This is a genomic window from Pseudomonas sp. AB6, from assembly GCF_034314105.1.
Taxonomy (GTDB): Bacteria; Pseudomonadota; Gammaproteobacteria; order Pseudomonadales; family Pseudomonadaceae; genus Aquipseudomonas.
This window is the reverse complement of the sequence record NZ_JAVIWJ010000001.1, coordinates 374,669-399,846: the sequence shown is the minus strand read 5'-3', so window position 1 is coordinate 399,846 and position 25,178 is coordinate 374,669. Positions and strand designations below refer to the sequence as shown.

25 protein-coding genes are annotated in these 25,178 nt (G+C 56.0%); 5 read left to right on the top strand and 20 right to left on the bottom strand.

Annotated features, from left to right (window positions below):
• Window positions 1-3: 3 nt before the first annotated feature.
• The gene (locus tag RGW60_RS01940) at window positions 4-1,104 is read right to left on the bottom strand and encodes an efflux RND transporter periplasmic adaptor subunit (RefSeq protein WP_322201637.1); all 1,101 of its coding nucleotides are present in this window, start codon (window positions 1,102-1,104) and stop codon (window positions 4-6) included.
• A 92-nt stretch (window positions 1,105-1,196) separates the two neighbouring features.
• Here RGW60_RS01940 and RGW60_RS01935 point away from each other — a divergent pair, with 92 nt between their 5' ends.
• A complete protein-coding gene (locus RGW60_RS01935) occupies window positions 1,197-1,832 on the top strand; it encodes a TetR/AcrR family transcriptional regulator (protein ID WP_322201635.1) in 636 nt (211 codons plus the stop codon).
• A 73-nt stretch (window positions 1,833-1,905) separates the two neighbouring features.
• Here the strand turns inward: RGW60_RS01935 and RGW60_RS01930 are convergent, their stop codons facing one another.
• A complete protein-coding gene (locus RGW60_RS01930; protein ID WP_322201633.1) occupies window positions 1,906-2,688 on the bottom strand; it encodes a class I SAM-dependent methyltransferase in 783 nt (260 codons plus the stop codon).
• A gap of 96 nt (window positions 2,689-2,784) precedes the next feature.
• On the opposite strand from RGW60_RS01930, the gene RGW60_RS01925 reads away from it, so the two are divergent.
• On the top strand, window positions 2,785-3,408 hold the full coding sequence (locus RGW60_RS01925; RefSeq protein WP_322201631.1) for an energy transducer TonB: 624 nt from the start codon (window positions 2,785-2,787) through the stop codon (window positions 3,406-3,408).
• A gap of 13 nt (window positions 3,409-3,421) precedes the next feature.
• On the opposite strand, the gene RGW60_RS01920 is transcribed toward RGW60_RS01925, so the two are convergent.
• The 5 genes from RGW60_RS01920 to ppc all read right to left on the bottom strand — a co-directional run bounded on the left by RGW60_RS01920 (window position 3,422) and on the right by ppc (window position 9,141).
• On the bottom strand, window positions 3,422-4,297 hold the full coding sequence (locus tag RGW60_RS01920; protein ID WP_322201629.1) for a DUF72 domain-containing protein: 876 nt from the start codon (window positions 4,295-4,297) through the stop codon (window positions 3,422-3,424).
• Window positions 4,294-4,605, bottom strand: coding sequence for a hypothetical protein (locus tag RGW60_RS01915; protein ID WP_322201628.1), 312 nt, complete (start codon window positions 4,603-4,605; stop codon window positions 4,294-4,296). Before RGW60_RS01915 ends, RGW60_RS01920 begins: the two co-directional genes overlap by 4 nt.
• Window positions 4,606-4,792: 187 nt before the next feature.
• Window positions 4,793-5,473 (bottom strand): tRNA (adenosine(37)-N6)-threonylcarbamoyltransferase complex dimerization subunit type 1 TsaB, encoded by a 681-nt coding sequence (tsaB, locus tag RGW60_RS01910; protein WP_322201626.1) that lies wholly within the window; start codon window positions 5,471-5,473, stop codon window positions 4,793-4,795.
• Window positions 5,474-5,568: 95 nt separating this feature from the next.
• Window positions 5,569-6,216, bottom strand: a complete 648-nt coding sequence (adk, locus tag RGW60_RS01905) for an adenylate kinase (protein WP_322201624.1) — start codon at window positions 6,214-6,216, stop codon at window positions 5,569-5,571.
• 288 nt (window positions 6,217-6,504) lie between these two features.
• Entirely contained in the window at window positions 6,505-9,141 is a 2,637-nt protein-coding gene (ppc, locus tag RGW60_RS01900; RefSeq protein WP_322201622.1) for a phosphoenolpyruvate carboxylase, read from the bottom strand.
• Between the two features lie 230 nt (window positions 9,142-9,371).
• Between ppc and RGW60_RS01895 the strand changes: the two genes are divergently transcribed.
• The 3 genes from RGW60_RS01895 to RGW60_RS01885 all read left to right on the top strand — a co-directional run bounded on the left by RGW60_RS01895 (window position 9,372) and on the right by RGW60_RS01885 (window position 11,257).
• Window positions 9,372-9,707: a pilin assembly protein gene (locus RGW60_RS01895; RefSeq protein WP_322201620.1), complete on the top strand. Its 336-nt coding sequence runs from the start codon at window positions 9,372-9,374 to the stop codon at window positions 9,705-9,707.
• Between the two features lie 276 nt (window positions 9,708-9,983).
• Window positions 9,984-10,397 (top strand): DUF4398 domain-containing protein, encoded by a 414-nt coding sequence (locus tag RGW60_RS01890; protein ID WP_322201618.1) that lies wholly within the window; start codon window positions 9,984-9,986, stop codon window positions 10,395-10,397.
• A 68-nt stretch (window positions 10,398-10,465) separates the two neighbouring features.
• Window positions 10,466-11,257 (top strand): OmpA family protein, encoded by a 792-nt coding sequence (locus RGW60_RS01885; RefSeq protein ID WP_322201616.1) that lies wholly within the window; start codon window positions 10,466-10,468, stop codon window positions 11,255-11,257.
• A 67-nt stretch (window positions 11,258-11,324) separates the two neighbouring features.
• Here the strand turns inward: RGW60_RS01885 and RGW60_RS01880 are convergent, their stop codons facing one another.
• The 13 genes from RGW60_RS01880 to RGW60_RS01820 all read right to left on the bottom strand — a co-directional run bounded on the left by RGW60_RS01880 (window position 11,325) and on the right by RGW60_RS01820 (window position 25,169).
• Window positions 11,325-11,654 (bottom strand): hypothetical protein, encoded by a 330-nt coding sequence (locus tag RGW60_RS01880; protein WP_322201614.1) that lies wholly within the window; start codon window positions 11,652-11,654, stop codon window positions 11,325-11,327.
• Complete coding sequence (locus RGW60_RS01875; protein ID WP_322206824.1) at window positions 11,651-12,559, bottom strand: alpha/beta hydrolase; 909 nt, start codon at window positions 12,557-12,559, stop codon at window positions 11,651-11,653. Before RGW60_RS01875 ends, RGW60_RS01880 begins: the two co-directional genes overlap by 4 nt.
• Before the next feature lie 83 nt (window positions 12,560-12,642).
• Window positions 12,643-13,920, bottom strand: coding sequence for a flavohemoglobin expression-modulating QEGLA motif protein (locus RGW60_RS01870; RefSeq protein ID WP_322201612.1), 1,278 nt, complete (start codon window positions 13,918-13,920; stop codon window positions 12,643-12,645).
• Window positions 13,921-13,964: 44 nt separating this feature from the next.
• Window positions 13,965-14,519, bottom strand: coding sequence for a hypothetical protein (locus RGW60_RS01865; RefSeq protein ID WP_322201610.1), 555 nt, complete (start codon window positions 14,517-14,519; stop codon window positions 13,965-13,967).
• Between the two features lie 2 nt (window positions 14,520-14,521).
• The gene (locus RGW60_RS01860) at window positions 14,522-15,253 is read right to left on the bottom strand and encodes a TetR family transcriptional regulator (protein ID WP_322201608.1); all 732 of its coding nucleotides are present in this window, start codon (window positions 15,251-15,253) and stop codon (window positions 14,522-14,524) included.
• Window positions 15,254-15,312: 59 nt separating this feature from the next.
• Window positions 15,313-16,815, bottom strand: a complete 1,503-nt coding sequence (gene lysS, locus RGW60_RS01855; protein WP_322201606.1) for a lysine--tRNA ligase — start codon at window positions 16,813-16,815, stop codon at window positions 15,313-15,315.
• Between the two features lie 118 nt (window positions 16,816-16,933).
• Window positions 16,934-18,029 (bottom strand): peptide chain release factor 2 gene (prfB, locus tag RGW60_RS01850; RefSeq protein WP_322168031.1). Its coding sequence is split into 2 segments (ribosomal slippage): window positions 16,934-17,956 and window positions 17,958-18,029, totalling 1,095 coding nucleotides; the frame shifts between segments, so codons are not numbered across the junction.
• Between the two features lie 223 nt (window positions 18,030-18,252).
• Window positions 18,253-19,260, bottom strand: a complete 1,008-nt coding sequence (locus RGW60_RS01845) for a PleD family two-component system response regulator (RefSeq protein WP_322201604.1) — start codon at window positions 19,258-19,260, stop codon at window positions 18,253-18,255.
• Window positions 19,261-19,305: 45 nt separating this feature from the next.
• A complete protein-coding gene (locus RGW60_RS01840; protein ID WP_322201602.1) occupies window positions 19,306-20,316 on the bottom strand; it encodes a chemotaxis response regulator protein-glutamate methylesterase in 1,011 nt (336 codons plus the stop codon).
• A complete protein-coding gene (locus tag RGW60_RS01835; RefSeq protein WP_322201600.1) occupies window positions 20,313-22,679 on the bottom strand; it encodes a hybrid sensor histidine kinase/response regulator in 2,367 nt (788 codons plus the stop codon). Before RGW60_RS01835 ends, RGW60_RS01840 begins: the two co-directional genes overlap by 4 nt.
• Window positions 22,676-23,365 (bottom strand): chemotaxis protein CheW, encoded by a 690-nt coding sequence (locus tag RGW60_RS01830; protein ID WP_322201598.1) that lies wholly within the window; start codon window positions 23,363-23,365, stop codon window positions 22,676-22,678. Before RGW60_RS01830 ends, RGW60_RS01835 begins: the two co-directional genes overlap by 4 nt.
• Window positions 23,362-24,639: a CheR family methyltransferase gene (locus tag RGW60_RS01825; protein WP_322201596.1), complete on the bottom strand. Its 1,278-nt coding sequence runs from the start codon at window positions 24,637-24,639 to the stop codon at window positions 23,362-23,364. Before RGW60_RS01825 ends, RGW60_RS01830 begins: the two co-directional genes overlap by 4 nt.
• The gene (locus RGW60_RS01820; RefSeq protein ID WP_322201594.1) at window positions 24,636-25,169 is read right to left on the bottom strand and encodes a chemotaxis protein CheW; all 534 of its coding nucleotides are present in this window, start codon (window positions 25,167-25,169) and stop codon (window positions 24,636-24,638) included. Before RGW60_RS01820 ends, RGW60_RS01825 begins: the two co-directional genes overlap by 4 nt.
• Between the last annotated feature and the right edge of the window lie 9 nt (window positions 25,170-25,178).

Genomic DNA, 25,178 nt, shown 5'->3' with positions numbered 1-25,178 from the left:
TGCTTACTCCTTGGCCGCCAGTTTCACTTCCCGATTGCTGCGATCCACCGGGCGTATTTTTTCGCCCTCATGAAGCACGTGCACGCCGGCCGCTACGATCCAATCAGTGGCGCTGAGGCCCTCCAGAACCGGCACCGTATCTTGACCATAGGCCGCGACGCGAACCGGGGTGCGCTTTATCCTGTTCTCTGCGTCGATACGCCAGACATACGTCGCGCCGTTTTCGGCAGTCAATGCAGACAATGGCACCGACAAGGCTGCGGTTTGCCCCGTCTGAAAAAAAACCCGAGCACTCTGCCCCAGTTCGGCCGGCACTTTGCCACCGACAAACGCGATGCGGGCAGCAAAGGTCCGTGAGCGCGGATCAGCGGCTGGCGAAAGTTCTCTGATTCGGCCCACAAAACGCTGATCGCCTTGTGCCCACAATTCGACGGCTATTGCTTGACCGATTTTGAAGCGGCTGAAACTTTGTTCCGGCACGCTGATCAACACTTCGCGTTCGCCATCGGCAGCCAGGGTAAATACCGTCTGCCCGGCGGAGACAACTTGCCCAACTTCCACCAGACGTCGAGCAATCACGCCATCTTGAGAAGCGCGCAGTACGGCATAACCGGCTTGATTATCGGCCACCGTAAATTCGGCTTTCATCTGTTTGAGCCGCGCCTCACCTGAGCGGAACAAGTTTTCGGCATTGTCGAATTGCGAATGGCTGACCATCTGCCGGTCCATCAGGGTTTTGTAGCGATCACGCTCAGCGCGGACCAGTTGCAAGTTGGCTTCAGCTGCTGCCACCTGAGCGCGGCTCGCTTCCAATTGCAGGCGCATATCCTGGGGGTCCAGTTCGGCCAACGGCTGGTTGGCTTTGACGCGGTCCCCCTCTTCCACCAAGCGCTTGATGACCTTGCCAGGAACCCGAAACGCCAAGTCAGGTTCAAGCCGAGCACGGACTTCGCCGGGATAGCTGTCCATCGACAGCGACGCAATCTGTGGCTGGACGACCATGGCAGGGCGAATGGTGACTGGAGGAGACTCTTCATGACCGCAGCCAGCCATTAGCAGAGCTAGGCTGATGGACAGAGTAAGGGACAAGGCATCGCGAAACATGGTGATGGACCTTTGGAGTAGGATGCTTTAATTGTTGTACTGCCGCGCATAGTAAGAAATACCAAACTCACCAGTCCACTATTAAAACGAAGATGCCTGATAATTCATTAATTGCTTCTGGCCCCGGTCGCCCTAAAGACCTGGCAAAACGCCAGGCTATCCTTGATGCTGCGAAAAATCTGTTTATTAGCAATGGGTTTGTCGGCACCAGCATGGACGCTGTGGCAGCCGAAGCGGGGGTCTCAAAACTGACGGTTTACAACCATTTCACCGACAAAGAGACCTTATTTTCGGCAGCTCTGGTGGCACGTTGCGAAGAACAACTGCCTGAACTCTTTTTCGAGATGCCTGAGGGCGCGCCAGTAGAGAAAGTGCTGAGCGATATCGGACAGGGCTTTCATGCGCTGATCAATAGTCCGGATTCAATTGAGCTGCATCGGCTAATGGTGGCGTTGGGTACTCAAGATCCCAAGATGTCACAGATATTTTTCGAGGCTGGACCTGAACGTATTCTGCAAGAGATGGAGCGGCTATTGATTCAAATGGACAACAGCGGCAGCCTGAAGATCGACAAACCGCGCCTCGCCGCCGAACATTTTCTGTGCTTGCTCAAAGGCACGTGCAACTTTCGCCTGCTGATTGGCTGCAACGATGCGCCCGACGAGGCGGCGGACGACGAGCATGTGCGCGAAGTAGTCAGCGTGTTCATGCGCGCATATCGCGCCTGAACCACGAGCCGCGCTGTTAAGTTCGCAGACAGGCCTGCAGCCACAGGTTGACGGCCAGACGCAGTTCAAAGGGTTAACTTTTCAATGCCTTTTTCGGGTAAATGTCGTATCGGCTCGATTTTCCATCCAACGCATAACCGGGCTTTGGACCATCGATACTGGGCGCTTTGCGCGGGCGTTTAACCACTACTCGGTGGGTGGCCAGCGACAACGCGGCTTCGAGCAGCGCCGGTGCGTCCATGTCGTCGCCCACCAAAGGCCGGAACAGGCGCATTTCCTTCTTCACAAGTGCGGTTTTTTCCCGGTGGGGAAACATTGGGTCTAGATAAATCACCTGCGGGGGCTCGCCCTCCCAAGAACGAATCAACTCAATTGAGTTGCCAGTCAGCAAACGCATCTGCGCGATAATTGGCCCGATTTCGCGATCTCTTAGCCCACGGATCAAACCGTCTTCAAGCAGCGCCGCAATGATTGGCTGACGTTCTATCAGGCTTATTTCACATCCCAGACTGGCGAGCACGAACGCGTCTTTGCCCAATCCCGCCGTTGCATCCAGTACTCGGGGTCTTACCCCTGGCTGGATACCCACGGCCTTTGCAATCATTTGCCCGCTGCCGCCGCCGAATAACCGCCGATGCGCAGCAGAGCCTTCGACAAAATCCACTCGCACCGGCCCAGCGGTGTCCGCGCCCAACTGCTGCAACTGCAAACCGTCATCTGTCACCTGCAAGGCGAATTCGGCTTGGGTATCTTCCAATGGCAGGCCGAGACGTTGCGCCCAGTGTTCCGCTTGCGACTGTCCGTTGCTGATCAGGGTCTCGACGCGAATGCGGCTGCCCGGTTGTTGCTCACTCATTTGCCCACGCGCTCAACTATTTTTAAATGATCGGCGAAAGTGGCCGATAACGAGAATATCCAGCATTTTGCCAGAGCCAGACGAACAACGAGCGCTATGTCTGACATTGAATCCGCATCGATAGGCTATTTGTCGCACACAGGCGACTACAGTCTTCGCAATTCCAGAATCCTAAGCGGTGTTACCCAGCTCTGGTCGGATGCGTTCGCTCGCGCAATGGCAGAGCAAACCGCAGACAAAACCAGCGTTTCAGTGGCGCCAACCGTAGCCGCGACCGACCCGGCCACCGGCGAACCAATGGGCGGGACCAACGCCCTCGGGCAAATCGTTGATCAGCGCGAACTCCCGGTAGACGATGTGCAGCGTCGCCCACCTGTCCCGTTGCATTTGCCGATTGCCGAGTTCGAACTGCACCTGCTGCCCAAGCCTGCGCAACCGTTCAGCGTTGCGGATATGATCGAACAACAACGGCATTTGAATTTCGACAGTGGCTGGGTTCGGCCTTTAGTACTCGATCCACATCAAGCGGTTGCAAATCCCGGGCCCGGACCAGTGGCGCGGCCATTGCATCTGCCCATCGCCGAGTTTGAATGGGATTTGGCCAACAAACCTGCCCTACCGCTTGCACCTGAAACTGTCGAAGAGCAGCAGCGTCATCTTGACTTCGACAACGGTTGGGCACGGCCAATCATTTTGCAAAACCTGCGCATGGCCGCCTGATCGCGGCCGATCGTTACAGCAACCCCAATTGCTGCTGTACGTCAGGTGCTTCTCTGGGAACAACCGCCAACGGCGACAATCCAGGCAGAAGTATCATCAATTGCTCATGGAAACGTCGCGCCAAATCAGGCGCCTGAAGGTTGTCGGGGGTGTGCAGGAAAAAATAAGGCGTGCGCCCTTCCTCGATCCAGCCCGCGACTTTCTCGACCCATGGCGCCAAAAACGGATCATTGGCCTCCAACAGCGGATGCCCAATGAAGCGAACCTGGGGATGTTGCGTAAGGGCTGCTGGCCGGGGCGGGACTTTCGGCTTTTTCGACTGCGCATGCAGCACCGCTGGATCTGTTGACACGCAACTGAACAACGCTCGCGGATCAAGGCAGACACGCTCTACGCCACGGTCCAGCAACAAGCGATTGAGCATCCTCTCTTCATTCCCTTTGGCGAAAAACGCAGGATGCCGCACCTCTACCGCCAGTGAATGCTCAACGGCTTCGATAAAACTCACCAGCTCCGCGAGTCGCAGCGGTCCGAAACTCGCTGGTAATTGCAGCCACAACGGCGACACGCGCTGGCCCAGCGGGGCGAGGAGCGCAATGAAGTCGTCGGCCGCGTGCAATTGCTGGCGCAGATCCCCACCGTGGCTGATGTCACGGTGGAATTTTGCAGTGATTCGAAAGTGCTCCGGCAGCGTCTGAGCCCATCGTTCAACAATCACCGGTGAAGGTCTGGCGTAAAACGTAGTATTGCCTTCAACCGCGTTGAACACCTGCGAGTACAAGCCAAGGAACTCATTGGGTCGGGCATCTTCCGGGTACAGGGAGTCACGCCAGGCGCTTTCACTCCAAGATGGACAACCAAGATAATAAGGGGGGCGTGAAGAGTTCAAACGTGAAGATCAAGTCCCAGCACTTCCATGTCCCAATCGACATAACTGGCGGTAGTGAGGTAACTGGACAGCGCCTGAGCGACGCGATTGCTGACAGAACGAGGAAAAATCATGTCTTGCTGACGAGCAGGGACATTCGCGGTCGATCCTGCTTGTGATGTTTGCGGTCGGGCGGTGCGAGCGGGAAGTTGCGGGGGAACTTCAACCTCGCCGTCCACTTCTTCAAACCCGTCATCAAGCGTCGCAGCGCCTTTGAGAGGCTTGCGCTTTATGGGGTATGAGCGTGGTGAGGGTCCGTCTATGCGCATCAATGCGTACTCGGCGTCTTGTAGTGGCAATCTAGCAGTACGGACACGGCTTCACAAATATCCGAACGATAACTAGACCACAGTTTATGCCGAAGGTTTAAAAACACCGATGAAGTGTCGCATTTAGGTCAACTAACGCCTATCCAACCTTCTCGGCGGAACAGGACTCGCGGATACCCTTCCGGAATCAAACCGGCCGCGCCTTGGGGGTCGCGACTTTATCCCGCAGGTAAACCGGTTGCGCCTGATCAGCGACAACGGCTTCGCCACGTTCCCAGGCGAAGGTGGCCAAGGTCAACAAGTCCTGTGCATGGGGCAGCAACTGAGCATCAGATCCGGCAACCTTTACTGCGATCCGCTGGGCATATCCCCAGCCCGTGCCCGCCCCGAACCATTCGCCCGTCGCATCATCCGGTAATGCGACCTGCTCTGGCGGCAATACCGCTTCGATCCCAGCAAGGCGCATTTCACCGCCTGTTTCGCGATAGCAGCCCCAGTAGACCTCATCCATACGCGCATCGATAGCCGAGGCGATCTGGCGTGCACCGCGTTCGCGCCAGGCACGTTGCGCCAACACGGCCAGATTAGACACCGGCAATACCGGGCGTTCCAGGGCGAACGCCAGGCCTTGAACCACGCCGATAGCGATCCGCACGCCGGTAAATGCACCCGGCCCGCGACCAAAAGCAATGGCGTCTACTGCGGACAAAGTAATCCCTGCCTCGGCCAGGAGATCCTTGATCATAGGTAACAAGCGCTGTGCGTGCAGACGCGGGATGACCTCGTAGTGACTCAGCACTTTGCCATCGTGCAGCAAAGCGACAGAGCAAGCTTCAGTGGCGGTATCCAGGGCCAGCAACGTGGTCATCGGTGTGTCCATTTGAAAAAAGTGCGTAAAAAAGTGCCGCATTATAAACAACTACGGCCCGCAAGCGGGCCGTAGTTCATGACCGCAATCAGGTGTCAGCTAAACGCAGCCAGCACCTTGGCAGTGATGTCATCGACAGAACCGATGCCCTCGATATGACTAAACTTTGGTTTACCGTTTTGAGTGGCCAGATTCTGGTAAAACGTTACCAGTGGCTTGGTCTGAGCGTGGTAAACCTCAAGACGATGACGCACGGTGGCTTCGACGTCATCTTTACGCTGAACCAGCGCCTCACCGGTGACATCATCCAGACCTGCAACCTTGGGCGGGTTGTAGATCAGGTGATAAACGCGGCCAGAACCTTCGTGTACCCGACGACCGGAGATACGCTTCACGATTTCTTCGTCATCTACTGCGATTTCGACAACATTGTCGATTTCCAAACCGGCGTTCAGCAACGCTTCAGCTTGGGGAATCGTGCGAGGAAAACCGTCGAATAGCACGCCATTAGCGCAATCTGGTTGAGACAGACGGTCTTTGATAAGCCCGATAATCAGGTCGTCGGAAACCAAACCGCCGCTGTCCATGACACTTTTGGCTTTCAAGCCCAGGTCAGTGCCGGCTTTGACGGCTGCGCGCAGCATGTCACCCGTGGAAATTTGCGGGATACCGAATTTTTCGGTAATGAATTTTGCCTGAGTACCTTTACCGGCCCCGGGAGCTCCCAGCAGAATCACGCGCATCGATGTGCTCCTAAATTTTTATATGGATATCGTCAGACTCGCCTCTTTGGGCCAATCTCAAAAAAAGTTCAGCCAATCGGCCAAAGGCTGATCAAGATACACAGCAGGCTATCCCCACACAAGCAGCCGAAAGTCGCAGTAACCAAGGACTCACTGGCATCCAAAAGCACTATTCTCTACAGGTATGACTTGGCGCAACCTTGTAAAAATGCGTCTTTAACGGTCGATGGATTGCCGTTTTTGTGAAGCGCGCTACCTTGGTTGGCAGCGCTATACACCCAACAGCTTTCAACCAGTATTACGCAGCCCAGCGGCGATGCCTGCCACAGATACTAGCAATGCCTGTTCCAAAGGGCTGTCCTGCGCCGCTTCGCGCTTACGCGAGCGGGCTAATAATTCGGCCTGCAAAAGGTGCAAAGGGTCAAGATAGGTGTTACGTAAACTAATGAACTCAAGTGTCTCAGGGCTATGTGCCAGTAGCTGCGATTGTCCCGTCAGGCCCAGTACCACTTGGCACGCCTGCGACAATAGGTCGCGTAAATGAGTACCTAAATGTTGCAGATGTGGCTCGACCAAACGTTCGTCGTACAAGCGAGCGATATCACTGTCAGCCTTGGCCAATACCATTTCTAGCATGTCGATACGTGTCCGAAAAAACGGCCACTGCTCACGCATTTGCGCCAATAAGTCGCCTTCGCCCCGCTCAAGCGCCTTGCTTAAGGCGGTTTCCCAACCGAGCCACGCGGGCAGCATCAAGCGGGTTTGGGTCCAGGCAAAAATCCACGGAATAGCACGCAAACTTTCAACGCCGCCTTCACGACGCTTGGCTGGCCGACTGCCCAACGGCAGGCGCCCCAGCTCTTGCTCCGGCGTGGCCTGACGGAAGTACTCGACGAATTCTGGATTGTCGCGCACCACGGCACGGTATGCGTCAACGCCATCAGCGGCCAGGTGGTCCATCATTTCACGCCACTCCGGTTCAGGCCGAGGGGGCGGCTGTAATGTGGCTTCGAGTACTGCCGCCAGATATAGATTGAGGTTCTGCTCGGCGATGTCTGGCAGACCGAACTTGAAACGAATCATCTCGCCCTGTTCAGTGGTGCGAAAGCGTCCCGCCACTGACCCCGGTGGCTGCGACAGAATCGCCGCGTGGGCAGGGCCACCACCGCGGCCGACAGTGCCTCCGCGACCATGAAACAACAGCAGTTCGACTTGCCGTTCGCGACAGATATCCACCAACTGCTCTTGAGCTCGGTACTGCGCCCACGCCGCTGCGGTGGTGCCGGCGTCCTTGGCTGAGTCGGAATAACCGATCATTACCTCCTGGGGACCATGAAGACTCAAACGATAGCCCGGCAAGCTAAGCAACTGTTCGATGGCAGGCCCAGCGTTGTTCAGGTCAGACAACGTTTCGAACAACGGCACCACACGCATGGGCCGTTGCAGACCGGTTTCCTTGAGCAGTAATTGCACCGCTAGCACATCAGAAGCCGCGCCCGCCATTGAGATCACGTAAGAACCCAGTGAAGCGGCCGGGGCCGCCGACACTTCGCGGCAGGTGGCGAGCACTTCAGCGGTGTCGGCCGCCGGTTTGAAATGTCCGGGTAACAACGGACGACGGTTTTTCAGCTCGCGCAGCAAGAATTTGATCCGGGCATCTTCGTCCCACTCCTCGTAACGACCCAAGCCTAGATAGTCAGTAATTTCAGTCATGGCCGCCGTGTGGCGACTGGCGTCTTGGCGTACGTCCAGGCGCACCAAAAACAGCCCGAATGTAACCGCACGTCGCAAGCAATCCAGCAACGGTCCATCGGCAATCACACCCATGCCACATTCATGCAGCGACTGAAAACACAGGTTTAGCGGCTCAAACAGATCACGATTGTTATGAAGGACACTGTCGGGCGCTGGTTGCGTAACGGCCAATGAAGATTGAGCCCATTTGCGCGTCGCGCGCAGGCGATCACGTAACCGTTTGAGGATGGCTCGATAAGGTTCGGCGCTGTCCCCGGCGGCGGCACGCAAGGCGTCACTGGCTTCTTGCATCGACAGTTCGGAAGCTAATTGATCGACGTCGCGCAAGTACAGATCCGCCGCCATCCAGCGCGCCAACAGCAGAACCTCTCGAGTAACCGCAGCGGTAACGTTAGGGTTGCCGTCCCGGTCGCCGCCCATCCACGAAGCAAAGCGTATGGGTGCCGCCTCCAGCGGCAAGCGCAGTCCGGTAGCGGCATGCAGCGCATGATCGGCCTTGCGCAAGTAGTTGGGAATCGCCTGCCACAGGGAATGCTCGATCACCGCAAAGCCCCATTTAGCCTCGTCAATCGGCGTCGGACGGGTGCGGCGGATTTCTTCAGTGTGCCAAGCTTCGGCAATCAGCCGCTGCAGGCGCACGGTGATGTCTTCGCGCTCAGCAGCGCTGAGATCGCGATGGTCGAGCGCAGCTAATTGCGAGGCGATAGCGTCGTATTTTTGAATCAGGGTCCGGCGCGCCACTTCGGTGGGGTGTGCAGTCAATACCAGTTCAATTTCCAGCTTGCCCAGCTGCCGCGCCAACGCCTCCGGGGAGTGGCCGGTGTTTTTTAAGCGCTCCAGCAGCTCAGGCAACACAAGGGATTCAAAGGACTGCGGCAACGGATCTTCACGGCGGTGGATAAGTTGATATTGCTCGGCAATGTTCGCTAGGTTCAAAAACTGATTGAACGCTCGCGTCATCGGTAATAACTCATCCTCGCTAAGCTCATCAACGCTGGTGCTCAGTTGTTCGGTGCCTGCCGCCGATCCGCGACGCCCGGCTTTGGCGCCTTTGCGAATTCGCTCGATTTTTTCGAGAAACTCAGGCCCTCGTTGCTCACGGATGGTATTGCCCAACAACTCACCCAATAGGTGAACGTCTTCGCGTAAACGTGCGTCGATATCGGCCATTGCCCTACTCTCCAGCGTTTCTTGACGGGTGCCGCTCAGTGATTAAAGGACAGGACTGAACAAGCGCGCAAAAATCTGATCCATAAGAGTGCACAGCGCGGCGGGTTCTGACAAGCACACCTCTGTCTAGCTCATACATTTCAAGGGGATGAGCTAATCTGTAAGGGAAGTTGTACCGCGACTCGCTTACACAATGTGCCGGCCACAAGCGGCTAACCATGAGGTTCCATATGAAAATTCGCGAACTTGCCAAGCACTGGGAACACAATGCCAAGGGCCGTCTGAGTAAAACTGGCTATACGATTCATCTGGATATGGAAGCTGCCGCCCGACTGGCAGCCATTGCCGAGATGTACCCTAAACGCCATCCCGAGGACCTACTCGGTGAATTGATCGGGGCAGCGCTGGAAGAACTTGAGGCCAGCTTTCCTTATGTCAAAGGCAACCATATCGTGGCCACGGATGAAGAAGGTGACCCGCTCTACGAGGACATCGGCCCGACTCCTCGGTTTCTGGCCCTGTCGCGGCAACATTTACATGAGCTGGACGAAAAATCTGACGCTTAAACAGGCTTCGGCCCGCGATATTTAAATCCTCCTAACGACATACGCCCTGCCGTTTTTACGGCGGGCATGCTCGTGCGCGACCGCTAAGTCACGTGCTAGAGCCTTCGACCTGTTAATTTTATTTTTCATCCGGCTTAAAAACCTGACTGAACTATTCAAAAATGCCAAGGGTCACAGCCATTAACCATCGCAGCAAACCTGATAGCAGTTGGCGTGAACGCTATGTCCGGCTTCAGGCATGACTGTCATGGAAAATCTGGTTAAGAGAAACATCCAATGGAGTTGAACACGATGAAAATCAATACTGCCACTACCTCGTTTAGCCGCTTTCGCGGATTGAAACTGGCTGTTTTGGCACTCGGCAGCAGCACTGTACTGGCCGGGTGTGCCGGTAACCCACCGACGGCGCAATACGCGGTCACCCAATCTGCCGTTAACAGTGCCGTCAGCGCTGGCGGTACTGAGTACGCCGCCGTTGAGATGAAGTCGGCTCAGGACAAGCTCAAAGCAGCGGAAATGGCGATGCATGACAAAAAATACGATGAAGCGAAAATGCTCGCAGAGCAGTCGGAATGGGATGCCAGGGTCGCTGAACGTACCGCTCAAGCGGCAAAGGCTCAAAAAGCTGTCCAGGATGCCCGTCAGGGTGCTGATGAACTGCGGCAGGACGGCATGAAGACCACGCAATAAAAGCGGCCAAAACCCTCCCGTGTATTCGTATTGCCTAGATTGACATTGATTTAAAGGACGAAAATATCATGCGTAAACAATTGATGGTTCCTGCTCTTATCGCGCTGAGCGTTGGTTTGGCAGCTTGCGCAACGCCACCTAATCCAAGCCTTGAACAAGCCCGGACAAACTTCAGCGCGCTACAAGCCAATCCGCAATCGAGCCAGGTTGCCGCGTTGGAAACCAAAGACGCGAGTGAGTGGTTAGACAAGGCTGACATGGCCTATCGAAATAAAGAAGATGCAAAAAAGGTTGATCAACTGTCATACCTGACCATTCAACGGATTGAATTGGCCAAGCAGACCATTAACCTGCGCACCGCAGAAGATCAATTGAAAAATGCCGCAGCGATGCGAGCACAAGCGCGTCTGGCGGCTCGTGATGCACAGATCAAACAGCTTCAGGACAGCCTGAACGCCAAGCAGACTGCTCGCGGTACGTTGGTGACCTTCGGTGACGTGTTGTTTGATCTGAACAAAGCTGAGCTTAAGTCGTCCGGCATGATGGACGTCAACAAGCTTGCGCAGTTCTTGCAACAAAATCCCGATCGCAAAGTAGTGGTCGAGGGCTACACCGATGCCAGCGGCTCTTCGTCTTACAACCAGTCGTTATCGGAGCGTCGGGCCAATTCGGTACGCGCCGCCCTGGTAAAAATGGGCGTTGACCCTACTCGCATCGTGACTCAGGGCTACGGCAAAGAATATCCCGTTGCAGATAACAGCAGCAACTCGGGTCGTGCGCAAAACCGCCGTGTAGAAGTGACTATTTCCAATGACAACCAGCCGGTTGCGCCGCGCTCGTCGATGCAATCGACTAATTGATGCACGACAAAACGCCCCGTCTGCTTGAGCAGGCGGGGCGTTTGTTATCGCCCGTAAAAGTTTTACTTTAAGGCTGCAATTGCTGCGGGGTTTCTTGGCCCATGCAATGCACGGCTTGTTTGTTGCCATTAACTAAGACGCCGCTCAAGCCTTTCTGTGCGGTGTCGAACAAGACCAATACGCCGTCAATGCACTGTGCGACTTCGGTAGCAGGATCCACGGAAATTTTGTAATCCTCACCTGGCACGGTCTTGAGCATGGTGAATTCACTCAACAACAACGCATCTTCGGGCTTGGCAAAATGCAAATAGCCGTAATACCAGAGACAACCGACGGTGCCGAGGATGCAGCCAATGCCGGTAAGGATCAGGGGGATTGCGTTACGTTCTTCGCTCATTGCGGACTCTCTGAATGTTCGATTTCTAAATGCTGAGTTGCGGGTTGCACAACGGGGGTCTCCGGATAATTCGGTACTTCGGCCAATCGACGCAGCCCATTGAAGTGCTGCGGATCTTCCAGATAACGCAGCAACACCTGACGCCAGGTCGGGTCAAAGAACGTTTGCACATGGCCACCCCGCGTCAATTGCAGGACCCGCGGCGGCGGCGCAGCTTGATACAGACTGATGCCATTGGAAAGTGGGACCAACGTATCGTCGATGCTTTGAAACATCATGATGGGCGTGCCCGCCAGCTGCGGCATTCCTTTGATGGCGCTTTCTGAGTCCGGGATCAGCCATGACAGTGGCGTTTGCAGCGGCCAAGTCAGCCACGACGTGCTCAAGGTGTAGCGCGCAACATCCCGGTAGCTGGCCGGCGTGCCGTCTAACACCAAGGCTTTGACCCGCGCCCTTTGCTGTGGATGCTCAGCCAAATAATGTACCGCCAGTGATCCACCGATGCTTTGTCCCAAAACCACCAGGGGCTTGCCCTGTACCTGCGGCGCGGTATTGAGCCAGGCAAAGGCAGCGTCGATATCTTGATAGATCGCCGGCAAGCTTGGCTCGCCTTGAGACAACCCGTATCCCCGGTAATCCAGCAGTAACACTTGGTAGCCCTGCGCCGGCAGCCAATAACTGCCACCCAGATGCCACGCCAGATTGCCGCCATTGCCATGCAAGTGCAAAACCGTGCCTTTGACCGGCACCCCGGCTTTTCCAGGCAGCCACCAACCATGCAAGTGCGTGCCGTCAGCCGCGATCAATGTGACATCGCGGAATTGCACATGGGCTTTTTCAGGGGTAAAGGGCAAGCCGGGTTCAGGGTAAAACAACAGGGAGCTGCAACCTGCCAGGGTCAGCATCAACGCTAATGCAGCGAAAATCTTCACCTGATATCCCTTTTGGTTGCGATGGCTGGACGACACGGTAGGTAGGCGCGTGAAAATTACAAAATATTGGAATAGTCCGCTTCGATCCGGTCCAGGCTCAGGTGGTTGAGGAAGTTCGAGAAACACATCCAGGCAGACAACGCATTCATGTCGCGGAACTGCTCGGGCAGGTACTTGGGTGGCACCACCAAGCCTTCATCGACCAGTTGACGCAAGGTGCGCATGTCTTCCAAGGTGGTCTTGCCACAGAACAACAGCGGCACTTGCTCCAGTTTGCCTTTACGCACGGCCAACTGAATATAGTTGTAAACCATGATGAAGCCCTTGAGGTAGGACAAGTCTTTGGTGAATGGCAGACCGTTGGGCACCGAACCACGAAATACGCGACTGGCGTTGCCGTAGCTTTCGGCCATTTCAAATCCCTGCTCGCGATAAAACTCGAAAACCTGCAGGAAATCAGCGCCCTCTTCGGCCATGTGAATGGCACGTGTACGGTTGGTCAACTTGCGCAGGCGGCTCGGATAAGAAGCAAACGCGATGACTTCCATCAGGATCGCCAAACCTTCTTGAGTCACCGTCGACGACGGAGGTCCTTTTGACAAGAAGGTACAGATTGGCTGGTTTTGACCGTTAAGCGTAGTCCCGACATGGACCAGCCCCTCGTGTACTTCCAGCGCACGCACATCACGCTCGTTGAACATAGCGTCAGTACGGATCTTGATGTAATCGGCACCTGCTGCCGCATCGGCAACGATTCCGTCGGACTCGAACACCCGAATAGTTGACTCCGCCTCGCCGAACACTTTGTTCAGTCGCGATTGCAACCTATCCACCGCGTCTTTCGCGGTGAGGGTTTTCGGTTCGTCTTTGAGGTCGCCTCGGCCCGCAATGTTATTTAGGTAGTCAGAAAGCATCATGCCCAAGTCGGCCAGCGTAGGATCACCAGCATGGAAGGCGTCGGAAGCGGCGCCATACAGTTCTTGGGAGATCAGGCCAAAGTCTGGCGTACCTCGCGCTTCGAGCATGCGGATGACCATGCGGTATTCCTTGCACATGCGCCGCATGATCTGCCCGACCGGGTTGAATTGGCCCAGCTGCCGGGTGATGTCGCGCTCAATGTTCTGGAACTCCAGCTTCACTGCGTTAGAGTCGAAAGCCAGCGGGCGATTGTCGTAATAGGCGCGATCCACGGCGGGCATTTTCTTGCCCTTCGCTTCGAGGAAGCCCTTGCGAACGTTGTCGTCCCACTTCACCGCGTCGAGCACCCGGATTGGGGTTTGAGCCACGACGATACGGTCCGACAACGCACGAATAGTCTGCTGGTAATCGTCCACCCGATACTCCTTGCTAAATGACGGCTCGCTGCATACAGGCGCCGCTACTGAATCAGGCGCTGGTATCGCGCCATTTCGATGAATACATCGGAATTCGCCGGTTCGTCGAGATAGCGAAACACCTGATCCAGGGGGCTAGTGACCAACACACCGTCGCCTTTTTCGGTTTCCAAATTGTCTGCCGCCAAGAGCTTCTGGTCGACCAACTGATCGATCCGATCAATATCGAGGGGGTAGACCACTAATTCATGGGTTTCGGTCAATTCAAACCCGGCAATGACGAAATTAGCGCCATATTTTTTTGGCAAGGCTGCCGACAGGTACCAGCGACTGCCATGCCGCGACACGGTAAACGTGTACTCGTCGCGGTTTTTGCGATCCCCTTTGCGATAACTGACGGCTTTGTATTGGTGATTGCCTGAACGAGTAATCTCCAGTTCAAGCGCCTCGCCCCAGGCGTTTTGACTTGTCCACTTGCCAAGCAGTCCAGCGGGCGCGTCGTCGCTTGCCGCAATAGGGTCTTTGAACGTGACCAGACAGCCGCTTAATAACAAGAACGATAAAGCGATGACGACTGAGGATGTCCTGAAAAATCGCATATTTACTCGCTGGTCAGTGTTGGTGCGCCCAGTACCAAATGCATGTAACGGGTAAGAATTCCAAGCATTGTTTCGTCCGCATCAGGCTGCGGACCGTCTAGCAGGCCCTGATATTCCATCCGACAGATAATCCCCGTCAACACTTGAGCGTCCTGTTGCGGTTGCGTCGACCCCATAACCTGTAAAAACTGGAAGGTGCCCTGCAGCAAAATCTGCTGATGTGCACTCACTAACTGCACCAGCCGCGGGTTGATCAACGCCTCATGATGGAATGCATGCTCAGCGATCAAATGCTCGCGTCGTGTGGTCAATTGATGGCGCAGGTATTCAAGGGCCATCAACGCAATGTCGTCGGCCAATTGAGCCCGCGATTGGGCACTGCCATCGCTGCGTGCAAGCATGCCGCGCAGCACCACTTCAGTATTGCCCCATAGTTTGGCCATGTAAGCCGCACTGCGTTCGACGTATTGGGAAAAGGCGTCAGTGATCAGGTCGTCCATGTCTTTGAAATAGTAAGTGGTGGCCGAAAGCGGCACGCGGGCTTCAGTGGCCACTGCGCGATGGCGCACAGACCGTACGCCATCACGTACGACAATTCGCATCGCCGCGTCGAGAATGTCTTGTCGACGCTGCTCACTGCCCCGCTGACTGGCTTTACGCCCTTGATATTGAACACTGAGCGCCACCGCCGTTGCGATGCCAGCAGCCCCTTCTTGAGCGATGCCACGGGTCACGATGGGTCTCCTTTAGCGTATAAAAAAGCCGCCTCATCGGGCGGCTTCTTCATCGATTATTACGCTTGTGGGCGCATATGCGGGAACAGGATCACGTCGCGAATCGACGGTGCGTCGGTCAGTAGCATCACCAGGCGGTCGATGCCTATGCCTTCACCAGCGGTGGGCGGCATGCCGTATTCCAACGCGCGAACGAAGTCAGCATCGTAATGCATGGCTTCATCGTCACCGGAATCCTTGTCGCGAACCTGCGCCTGGAAACGCTCGGCCTGGTCTTCCGCGTCGTTCAACTCGGAGTAGGCGTTGGCGATTTCACGACCGCCGATGAACAATTCGAAACGGTCGGTGACGTTAGGGTTGGTGTTGTTGCGACGTGCCAGCGGCGACACTTCGAACGGATACTCAGTGATAAACGTCGGCTGTTCGAGTTGATGCTCGACCAGCTCTTCGAAAATCATGGTTTGCAGCTTGCCCAGACCTTCAAAGCCTTTAACCGCAGCACCGGCCTTCTTGGCGATAGCGCGGGCCTTGTCAATGTCTTCAAGGTCGGCCGCGGTGATGTCCGGGTTGTACTTGAGGATCGATGCGAACACCGAGATGCGCTGAAACGGCTCGCCAAAGTGGAATACTTTGCCTTGATAAGGCACATCAGTACTGTTCAAGACCAATTGCGCCAGCTCACGGAACAGCTCTTCAGTGAGGTCCATGTTGTCTTCGTAATCGGCGTATGCCTGATAGAACTCAAGCATGGTGAACTCAGGGTTATGCCGAGTCGAAACGCCTTCGTTGCGGAAGTTGCGGTTGATCTCAAACACTCGCTCGAAACCACCAACGACCAAGCGCTTGAGGAACAGCTCCGGTGCGATACGCAGGAACATGTCCAGGTCCAGGGCGTTGTGATGAGTCTCGAACGGTTTGGCCGCAGCCCCGCCGGGAATGGTTTGCAACATGGGTGTTTCCACTTCAAGGAAATCACGCTTCATGAAGAAGGCACGAATGTGCGCGATGACTTGTGAACGAGTGCGGAAAGTGTCGCGGACTTCTTCGTTGACGATCAAATCAACATAGCGCTGGCGGTAACGGGTTTCGGTATCGGTCAGGCCGTGGTGCTTATCCGGCAGCGGGCGCAGTGACTTGGTCAGCAAACGCACGTTGGTCATTTCAACGTACAGGTCGCCTTTGCCGGAACGGGCCAAGGTGCCTTCAGCAGCAATAATATCGCCCAAGTCCCAGGTCTTGACCGAGGCCAAGGTGTCTTCTGACAGAGTCTTGCGGTTGACGTAGACCTGGATGCGACCGGTCATGTCCTGAATCACCATGAACGAGCCACGGTTAAGCATGAGACGACCCGCAACCTTGACCGGAATCGCTGCAGCCAACAGCTCTTCCTTGGTCTTGTCGGCATACTGCTTCTGCAAGTCATTGCAGTAGCTGTCGCGGCGGAAGTCGTTGGGGAAGGCATGGCCTTTGGCGCGCTCGACGGCAAGTTTTTCCTTGCGCAGGGCGATCAGGCTGTTTTCTTCCTGTTGCAGGTCTTGCGGGTCGAGTTGTTGGTCGCTCATGTCTTGGATTTCCATCACAGGTTCGGTGCCCTCGCCAGAGACGAGGGACTTGAATCGGGGCTATTGATCAATGCCTGATCAGCGCCGCTGCGTCTTGAAACGAAGTGTGCACATCTGACTACAGTCCTTGCTTGAGGCTGGCCTCAAGGTATTCGTCGATGTCGCCGTCGAGTACGTTGTTGCAGTCGCTGCGTTCGATGTTGGTGCGCAAATCCTTGATCCGCGACTGATCGAGCACGTATGAACGAATCTGATGACCCCAGCCAATGTCCGACTTGGTGTCCTCAAGGGCCTGCGAAGCGGCGTTGCGCTTCTGCACTTCCTGCTCGTACAAACGCGCTCGCAACATTTTCATCGCGGTGTCTTTGTTGGAATGCTGGGAACGTTCATTCTGACAGCTGACCACGGTGTTGGTCGGCACGTGAGTAATCCGTACCGCAGAGTCAGTGGTGTTAACGTGCTGACCACCGGCACCGGACGAACGATAAGTATCGATCCGCAGGTCCGACGGGTTGATGTCGATCTCAATGTTGTCATCGATTTCCGGGGAAACAAACACCGCGGAGAATGAGGTATGACGACGGTTGCCGGAGTCGAACGGACTCTTGCGCACCAGACGGTGCACGCCAATCTCGGTGCGCAACCAACCGAACACGTACTCACCTTTGATGTGCAGGGTCGCGCCTTTGATTCCAGCGACTTCACCGGCAGACAACTCCATGATGGTCGCGTCGAAACCGCGTTTATCCGCCCATCGCAGGTACATGCGCAGCAAGATGTTGGCCCAATCTTGAGCCTCGGTCCCGCCGGAGCCGGCCTGGATATCGAGGTAAGCGTTGTTAGCGTCCATCTCACCGCTGAACATCCGGCGGAATTCGAGTTTTTCAAGCGATTCGCGCAGGCGCTCTACTTCAGCGGCCACATCATCCACGGCAGCTTGATCTTCTTCTTCAGCCGACATCAGCAACAGGTCTTTGGCGTCGTTCAAACCGGAGGACATTTCGTCCAGGGTGTCGACGATCTGTGCCAGCAAGGAACGCTCGCGGCCCAGGTTCTGTGCATATTCGGGGTTGTTCCAGACAGCAGGATCTTCAAGCTCGCGATTGACTTCGGTCAGGCGCTCATGCTTTTGATCGTAGTCAAAGATACCCCCGAATGGTTTCGGAACGCTCGGACAGGTCCTTGATGCTGTTTAGAATCGGGTTGATTTCCATGGTAGGCAGCACTCGTAGGCGAACTTTTGAAAGCCGACGAGTATACCCCACAGAAGACCGCTAAGGCAGCCTGTTAAGCACCCCTGGCGGGATTATTGTGCCTGATACCGCGCAATCCCCGTAGCAGCCGACTGGTTGGCGGGGGTCATGTCAGGCTGATCGAATAACGCCTCTCGCGAACAAGCTGCCTAATACAGAGAGCCGCGCGACATTTGCGAAAACACTACCCACCCACCACCACTTGATTACGCCCGTTGTTCTTTGCTGAATACAGGCCCTTGTCGGCCTCTTGAATCAGTTGGCGGCTGTTAGAGCCCGGCTGAGGGATCATGGTCGCCAAGCCGATGCTGATCGACAAAGTAGAACCCGGCACCGGGGAGTTGTGTGGGATTGCCAGGGCGGTCACGGTGTGGCGCAGTTTTTCTGCTAGCAATCGCGCGCCGCCCGGTGACGTGTTGGGCAACACCAGCGCAAATTCCTCGCCGCCGTAACGTGCCGGCAGATCGGAAGGCCGCGCACAGCTTGCGCGGATTGCCTGGGCGACCCCGCGCAACGCCTCATCGCCTTCCAAATGGCCAAAGCTGTCGTTGTAGGCCTTGAAGTAATCGACGTCGATCATCAGTAGCGACATTTGGGTCTGCTCACGCGCAGCCCGACGCCATTCCAACTCCAGGTATTCGTCGAAATGCCGACGATTGGACAACCCAGTCAGGCCGTCGGAGTTCATCAAACGTTGCAACACCAGATTGGTGTCGAGCAACTGCTGTTGGCTGACGCGCAGAGCGCGGTAAGCTTCGTCGCGCTGAAGCAGGGTCATGTAGGAGCGCGAGTGATAACGAATGCGCGCCACCAATTCAATAGTGTCCGGCAGCTTGACCAGATAGTCATTTGCGCCAGAGGCAAACGCCGCGCTTTTGATCAGCGGGTCATCCTTGGTCGATAGCACAATGATCGGAATATCTTTGGTTTGAGGATTGTTGCGGTATTCGCGGACCAGCGTCAGTCCGTCAAGGCCTGGCATCACCAGATCCTGCAGGATCACCGTCGGTTTAATTAAAATGGCCTGACTGACCGCTTGATGGGGATCGGCGCAAAAATGGAAATCGATGTTTTCTTCGTTGGCAAGGCCACGTCGCACAGCTTCACCGATCATCGCCTGGTCATCAACAAGCAGCACCATCGCAGAGTTTTCGTCGGTTTTTTTAAAACCATCTATTTGTAAGTCATGCATGACGGGGCTCCCGCGAGTTGGCTGGAAAAAAACTCATCTCAATGATCATTGGGCGAACACCTCCATTAATCTGGATGCGATTTTTTCCAGGGGCCTTATTTCAACGGCCGCATCTATGGCTGCAGCAGCCTTAGGCATGCCGTACACCGCACTGCTCTGCTGATCCTGCGCAATGGTCAGAAATCCCTGTTGGCGCATTGACTTAAGCCCTTCGGCACCGTCACGCCCCATACCTGTCAACAACACACCCACCGCATCTCCACTCCAAAAGCGGGCCACACTGTCGAAGAACACATCGATAGAGGGCCGATAAATTTCGTTCACAGGCTCAGCCGTATAGGCCAAGTTGCCGTTTTTCAACAAGCGAATATGGTGATTGGTACCGGCCAATAAGACCGTGCCGTTTTGCGGGGGTTCGCCGTCGCAAGCCAACCGCACCGGTAAACCTGAAGCGCTGCTTAGCCATTCGGCCATGCCCGCCGCAAAAACCTGATCAACATGCTGCACCAGCACAATGGCCGCCGGGAATGTCGTCGGCAATCCTTTAAGCAGTATTTCCAATGCGGCGGGACCACCCGCAGATGAACCAATAGCAACTAATCCGCGACGCTGGACACTTTGCCGCAACGGGGTCAAGACGGTGCGTACGCGGCTGTCGCGCTGGCCAATCAGCCAGCCAATATTAAGAATCTTGCGCAGTAATGGAGCTGCGGCATCCTTTGGATTACCGGCACCAAGCGATGGAGTGTCAACCACATCCAGTGCACCATACCCCATGGCTTCGAATACCCGATGGACATTTTGCTCCCGGTCGACAGTCACAATGACGATGGCGCAAGGCGTCGCGGCCATGATTTGGCGGGTGGCCTCTACGCCGTCCATGACTGGCATGATCAAGTCCATCAAGATCAAGTCAGGTGTCAATTGAGCGCAACGCTCAACCGCTTCGGCGCCATTGCTTGCTATCCAGATCACCTGGTGTTGCGGTTCCAAAGCGATGGCACGGCGCAACGCTTCGACCGCCATGGGTATATCGTTGACGATTGCGATTTTCATCCTTGCGCACTCCCTATCAACTCCGTGACCGCGTCCAGCAGGGCATCGTCATGGAAGCTGGCTTTGGCCAGGTAGTAATCCGCGCCAGCATCCAGGCCGCGCCGACGATCTTCTTCTCGATCTTTGTAGGAAACCACCATCACCGGCAAAGATTGCAAACGGCTGTCGCGACGCAGCAACGTCACCAGTTCGATGCCGTCCATGCGTGGCATATCGATGTCTGTGATCAACAAATCGAAATCCTCGGCACGCAACGCGTTCCAACCGTCCATGCCGTCGACTGCAACAGCCACTTCATAGCCACGGTTGACCAGCAACTTGCGCTGCAGCTCCCTCACCGTCAGTGAGTCATCCACTACCAGCACGCGCTTGCGCACCGCCTTATCAACCTGTTGGCTGCGGCGGTCAATACGTTCCAGTCGCCCTGTATTGAGGAGCTTTTCCACCGACCTCAACATGTCCTCGACGTCGATGATCAATACCGCTGAACCATCGTCCAATAACGCCCCGGCAGAAATGTCCTGGACCTTACCCAGACGCGGATCAAGAGGCAGCACCACCAGCGTTCGCTCGCCGACGAAGCGCTCCACGGCCACGCCATACACGGCGTCGCGTTCGCGTATCACGACGACCTTCAGCACCTCAGACACCGACGTGCTCTGCGGTCGCTGAAGTAGCTGACTCGCGGCAACCAGGCCAACATGTCGTCCCTCGTGCCAAAAATGCTGACGACCTTCAAGCTGCACAATTTCGTCGGATTTCAAATCCCGCATGCGCTCGATGTGAGCCAACGGGAAGGCATAAGCCTCACCACCGACTTCCACCACAAGGCTACGGACTACCGACAGCGTCAGCGGAACTTCAATATGAAAACAGCTGCCCTGTCCAGCGCCTTGCTCTAGCTCAACCGAACCGCGCAATTGGCGGACCATATGCTGCACGGCGTCCAGACCCACGCCGCGCCCGGACACCTCAGTGACCGTCTCGCGCAGGCTGAAACCGGGCAAAAACAGAAAACTCAGCAGCTCTTCTTCACTTAATTGTGCGGCGGTCTCGGTGGGCGATAGCTGGCGCTCGATAATGCTGCGGCGCAGCCTGTCCAGATCGACTCCTGCGCCGTCGTCGCTGATCTCCAATACCAACAACCCGGCCTGGTGGGAAGCTTTCAAGCGGATCAACCCTTCAGCGGGCTTGCCTGCTAGCAACCGCTCTGCGGGAAACTCCACGCCATGGTCAACTGCATTGCGCAACAGATGCGTCAATGGCGCTTCGAGTTTTTCCAAGACATCGCGGTCAACCTGAGTCTTCTCACCCTCAATCTCTAATCGCACCTGCTTACCCAGCTCGCGACCCAAGTCACGAACCATGCGAGCTTGCCCGCCTAATACATCGGCAAAGGGTCGCATCCGACACGCCAGCGCGGTGTCGTAGAGTTGTTGGGCACGCCGACCGGCATTCCAACCAAACTCGTCCAGCTCAGCCGTTTGCTGGGTCAACATCGCTTGGGCCTGGGATAACAAACGCCGTGATTCTTCCAGTGCGTCATGGACTTCAGCGCTGGCGCCCGCTTCATTAAGCTTCGCTTCAAGACTGTCCAGGGCTTGACCGCTTTGGTTTTGCAGGCGTTTGACCCGTTGCATCGTCGCTAAATATGGTTTGAGCCGCTGGGTCTCAACGAGGGCTTTGCTCGACAGATCGAGCAGACTGTTCAGACGTTCAGCGGTAACACGCAAAACACGCTCGCCGCCTTCTGTGTCTTGACGCCTGCGCCGTGAAACACGGGACGAGGCAGAGCTGACATCAGTCGTCGGTGCCGCGCTCTGCGCGGGTGCGACCTCAAGTGCCAAGGCGTCAAGCCGTAGCGCCTGCGCCAACAAATCAGCAGTCGAAAAGTCGGTTGTAAGAGTCGCTGAAGTCGACAGTAGAGATTCAAGTGATGGCGGCAGCGCGGGCGACTTTGCAACTACAACCGTGGGCGCCAGCAAACGGTTCATTTGCAACACGTAGGCGTTGATATCTTCCGGCCTGACGCCGGTACTGCCTGGCGTGGCGATGCGCAACAATAAATCAGTACCCAGCAGCAAAGCGTCGATATGTTCAGGCATCAGGTACAAGCGCGACTCTTGAGCGCTGACCAGGCAATCTTCCATTACATGAGCGACGCTGACTCCAGCATCAACCCCAACAATCCGCGCCGCACCTTTGAACGAATGGGCAGCACGCATACACGCTTCCAGATGATCGGCTTGGGTTGGATTGCGCTCCAGCGCCAACAACCCCGTACTGAGAACCTGGGTTTGCGCTTCGGCCTCTAACGCAAAGAGCTCGAACAACGAAGCGTCGCGCATTTGCTCTGGGGTCATGAGAAGCTCCGGTTCATGGCCGACAGCAACTGGTCTTCATCGAGCAAGCGCAGACTGCGGGCTTTCCAGCGGATGACGCCCCGGGTGTATTTGGCATTGGCGTGCTGACCAGGATTCGATGCTGAATCCAAGGTGCCTTGGTCAATGGCGTGTATACCGTCGACTTCGTCCACCGGGACTACCGCCGGCCCACCCTCAGCGGTAATTATCAACATGCGAGGCATGATTCGGTTTGATGGATTGACTACCGCAGTACTGTCCAACCCAAGAAGCTCAACCAACGACACACACGCCACTAACGCACCCCTGACATTGGCAACGCCCAGCAAAGCTCGAGAGCGCTGATGTGGCAACGAGTGAATAGCCTGTAGTGGCGCCACTTCAATCAGACAGCGGGTAGGCAACCCCAGCCACTCTTCGCCCAGGCGAAATATAAGAACCGACCGGGTTTTAATTTCGTTATGAGCCTTGCTGCTGTGGGTCGGTATACGTTGTTCCTGAACCAGCGAATAGCGGTCCAGCAACCGCGTGGCCGCAGCAGAGTACACCGCGCAATTACGACAATGAATGTGCTCGACCAATAGTGGGCACGAACGCACGCCATGAATGCCGATGCGGTTCCAGCAATCATCAATTGCCTGAGTGTCCTCTTGAATCAAGCTCACCTCATTCTGCGGGGCGCTCATGGTTTATGTCCGTCCTTGCCCAAGCTCCGAGTTGCCCGCTCATGCAATCGTCGCGCACCCGCGAGATCACCCTGGGAGGTGAGTAGCGCCGCAAGCTGCGCTAACGCTTCGGGATGTTGCGGTTGCAGGTACAGCGCTTTGCGATACAAGCTTTGCGCCTCTAAGCGCTGACCACCAAGATCACTCAGCAGGCCCAACCAATAAAACACTTGCGCCGAGGGTTCAAACAGTTGCAGAAAACGCTCACAGCCCGCACGAGCCTCCGCGCTTCTACCCTGGTTCGCGAGGGCTGCGATGGTGCTCAGTAGACTGGCAGCGTCGGTATCCACGGCGGCGGGTTCAATGGATGACCGCTGCGTCAGGGTCGTGATTGACGGCCTGGCTACCAGCGGGCGTGGCGTCGACGGCCACGTCACGGGCGTGAGCGGCCGCGAAAGCGGCGGTGCCACCCCAGTGGCGACTGGCTCCGGAACGTTGTCGGCATGGCGACTGAAGGCGAACGACTGCGCAACGCCGATCGAACGCATCCCCAAGCGAGCCAGCAAATTCCCTTCAGCAGGGCCAATAAACAGCACTCCGTCCACACGGGTCCAGCCTTTGAGCACGTTGAACACCCGCTGTTGAGTCGCCAAGTCGAAATAGATCAGCAGATTGCGGCAGAACACAAAATCATAGGCTGGCTGAGCGGAAAACAAACCGGGATCAAGCACGTTGCCAGGCTGAAAGCTAACCTGCGCTTGCACGCGCTCGCTGATCAGCCAGCTGTCGTCTTTGGCGCTAAAGTGTCGGTCGCGAAACTCGATGTGTTCGCCGCGAAAGGAGTTCTTTCCGTAAATGCCATGTTGGGCGCGCTCGATTGATAGCGGGCTGATGTCTACGGCATCAATCTGAAATTGCTGCGGCATCAACCCGGTGTCGAACAACGCCATGGCGATTGAATAAGGCTCTTCGCCTGTGGAACACGGCAAGCTGAGAATGCGCAACGGCCGCACACCCATGAGTTCAGCCAAGCGTGCCTGAGCCAGCTTGCCCAAGGTCGCAAACGATTCCGGATAACGGAAAAACCATGTCTCAGGCACGATTACGGCTTCAATCAACGCTTGTTGTTCAGTGGCCGACGTGAGCAAAAGTTGCCAATAATCTTCGATGCTCTGGGACTTTGCCAGAATGCTGCGCTGCCGCACCGCACGCTCGATAATGGCCTCGCCCACAGACGCGACGTCCAGACCTATCCGGTTTTTAAGGAAGGTAAAAAAGTGTTGGTCACTGCTCATGGTTCACCCTCAAAAAGCTCGATGTCCGAAGACTTCACGGGGTAAAGCAGTTCGCGCACGGGATCACTGAGCAAGTCCTGCACTCGCACCCATTGCAACAAGCCTTTTTCATCCTCACGTACTGGCCCCAGATAAAGCGCCTGGGGGTTATCCAACCCGTAATGTTTGAACTCGGCAGGAAGGCAACGCAAGGTTTCGGTCGCTTGTTCGAGAATCAGGCCAAGCAGTTGGCTAGGACGATCGGCGTCCGGTCGATAGTTCACTAACACCAGCCGAGTACTGGTCCGAGCCTGTGCAGGATGGCCGAAGGTCAGCGCGCTAAGGTCGATAACCGGCACCATAGTGCCCCGATGCGCGAACACGCCCGCCACCCAATGCGGTGTCTGGGCAATGGGTTTGAGCTGCAGGCGCGGTAATACTTCTGCGATATCCACCGCCTCCAGCGCGTAACGGTCTTGGCCGATGAGAAACAGCAGAAATAAGGTGCTCCGTGGCGGTGAGGCGCCCCGCTTGGCCGATTGCTCAATCATCGCTCGTTC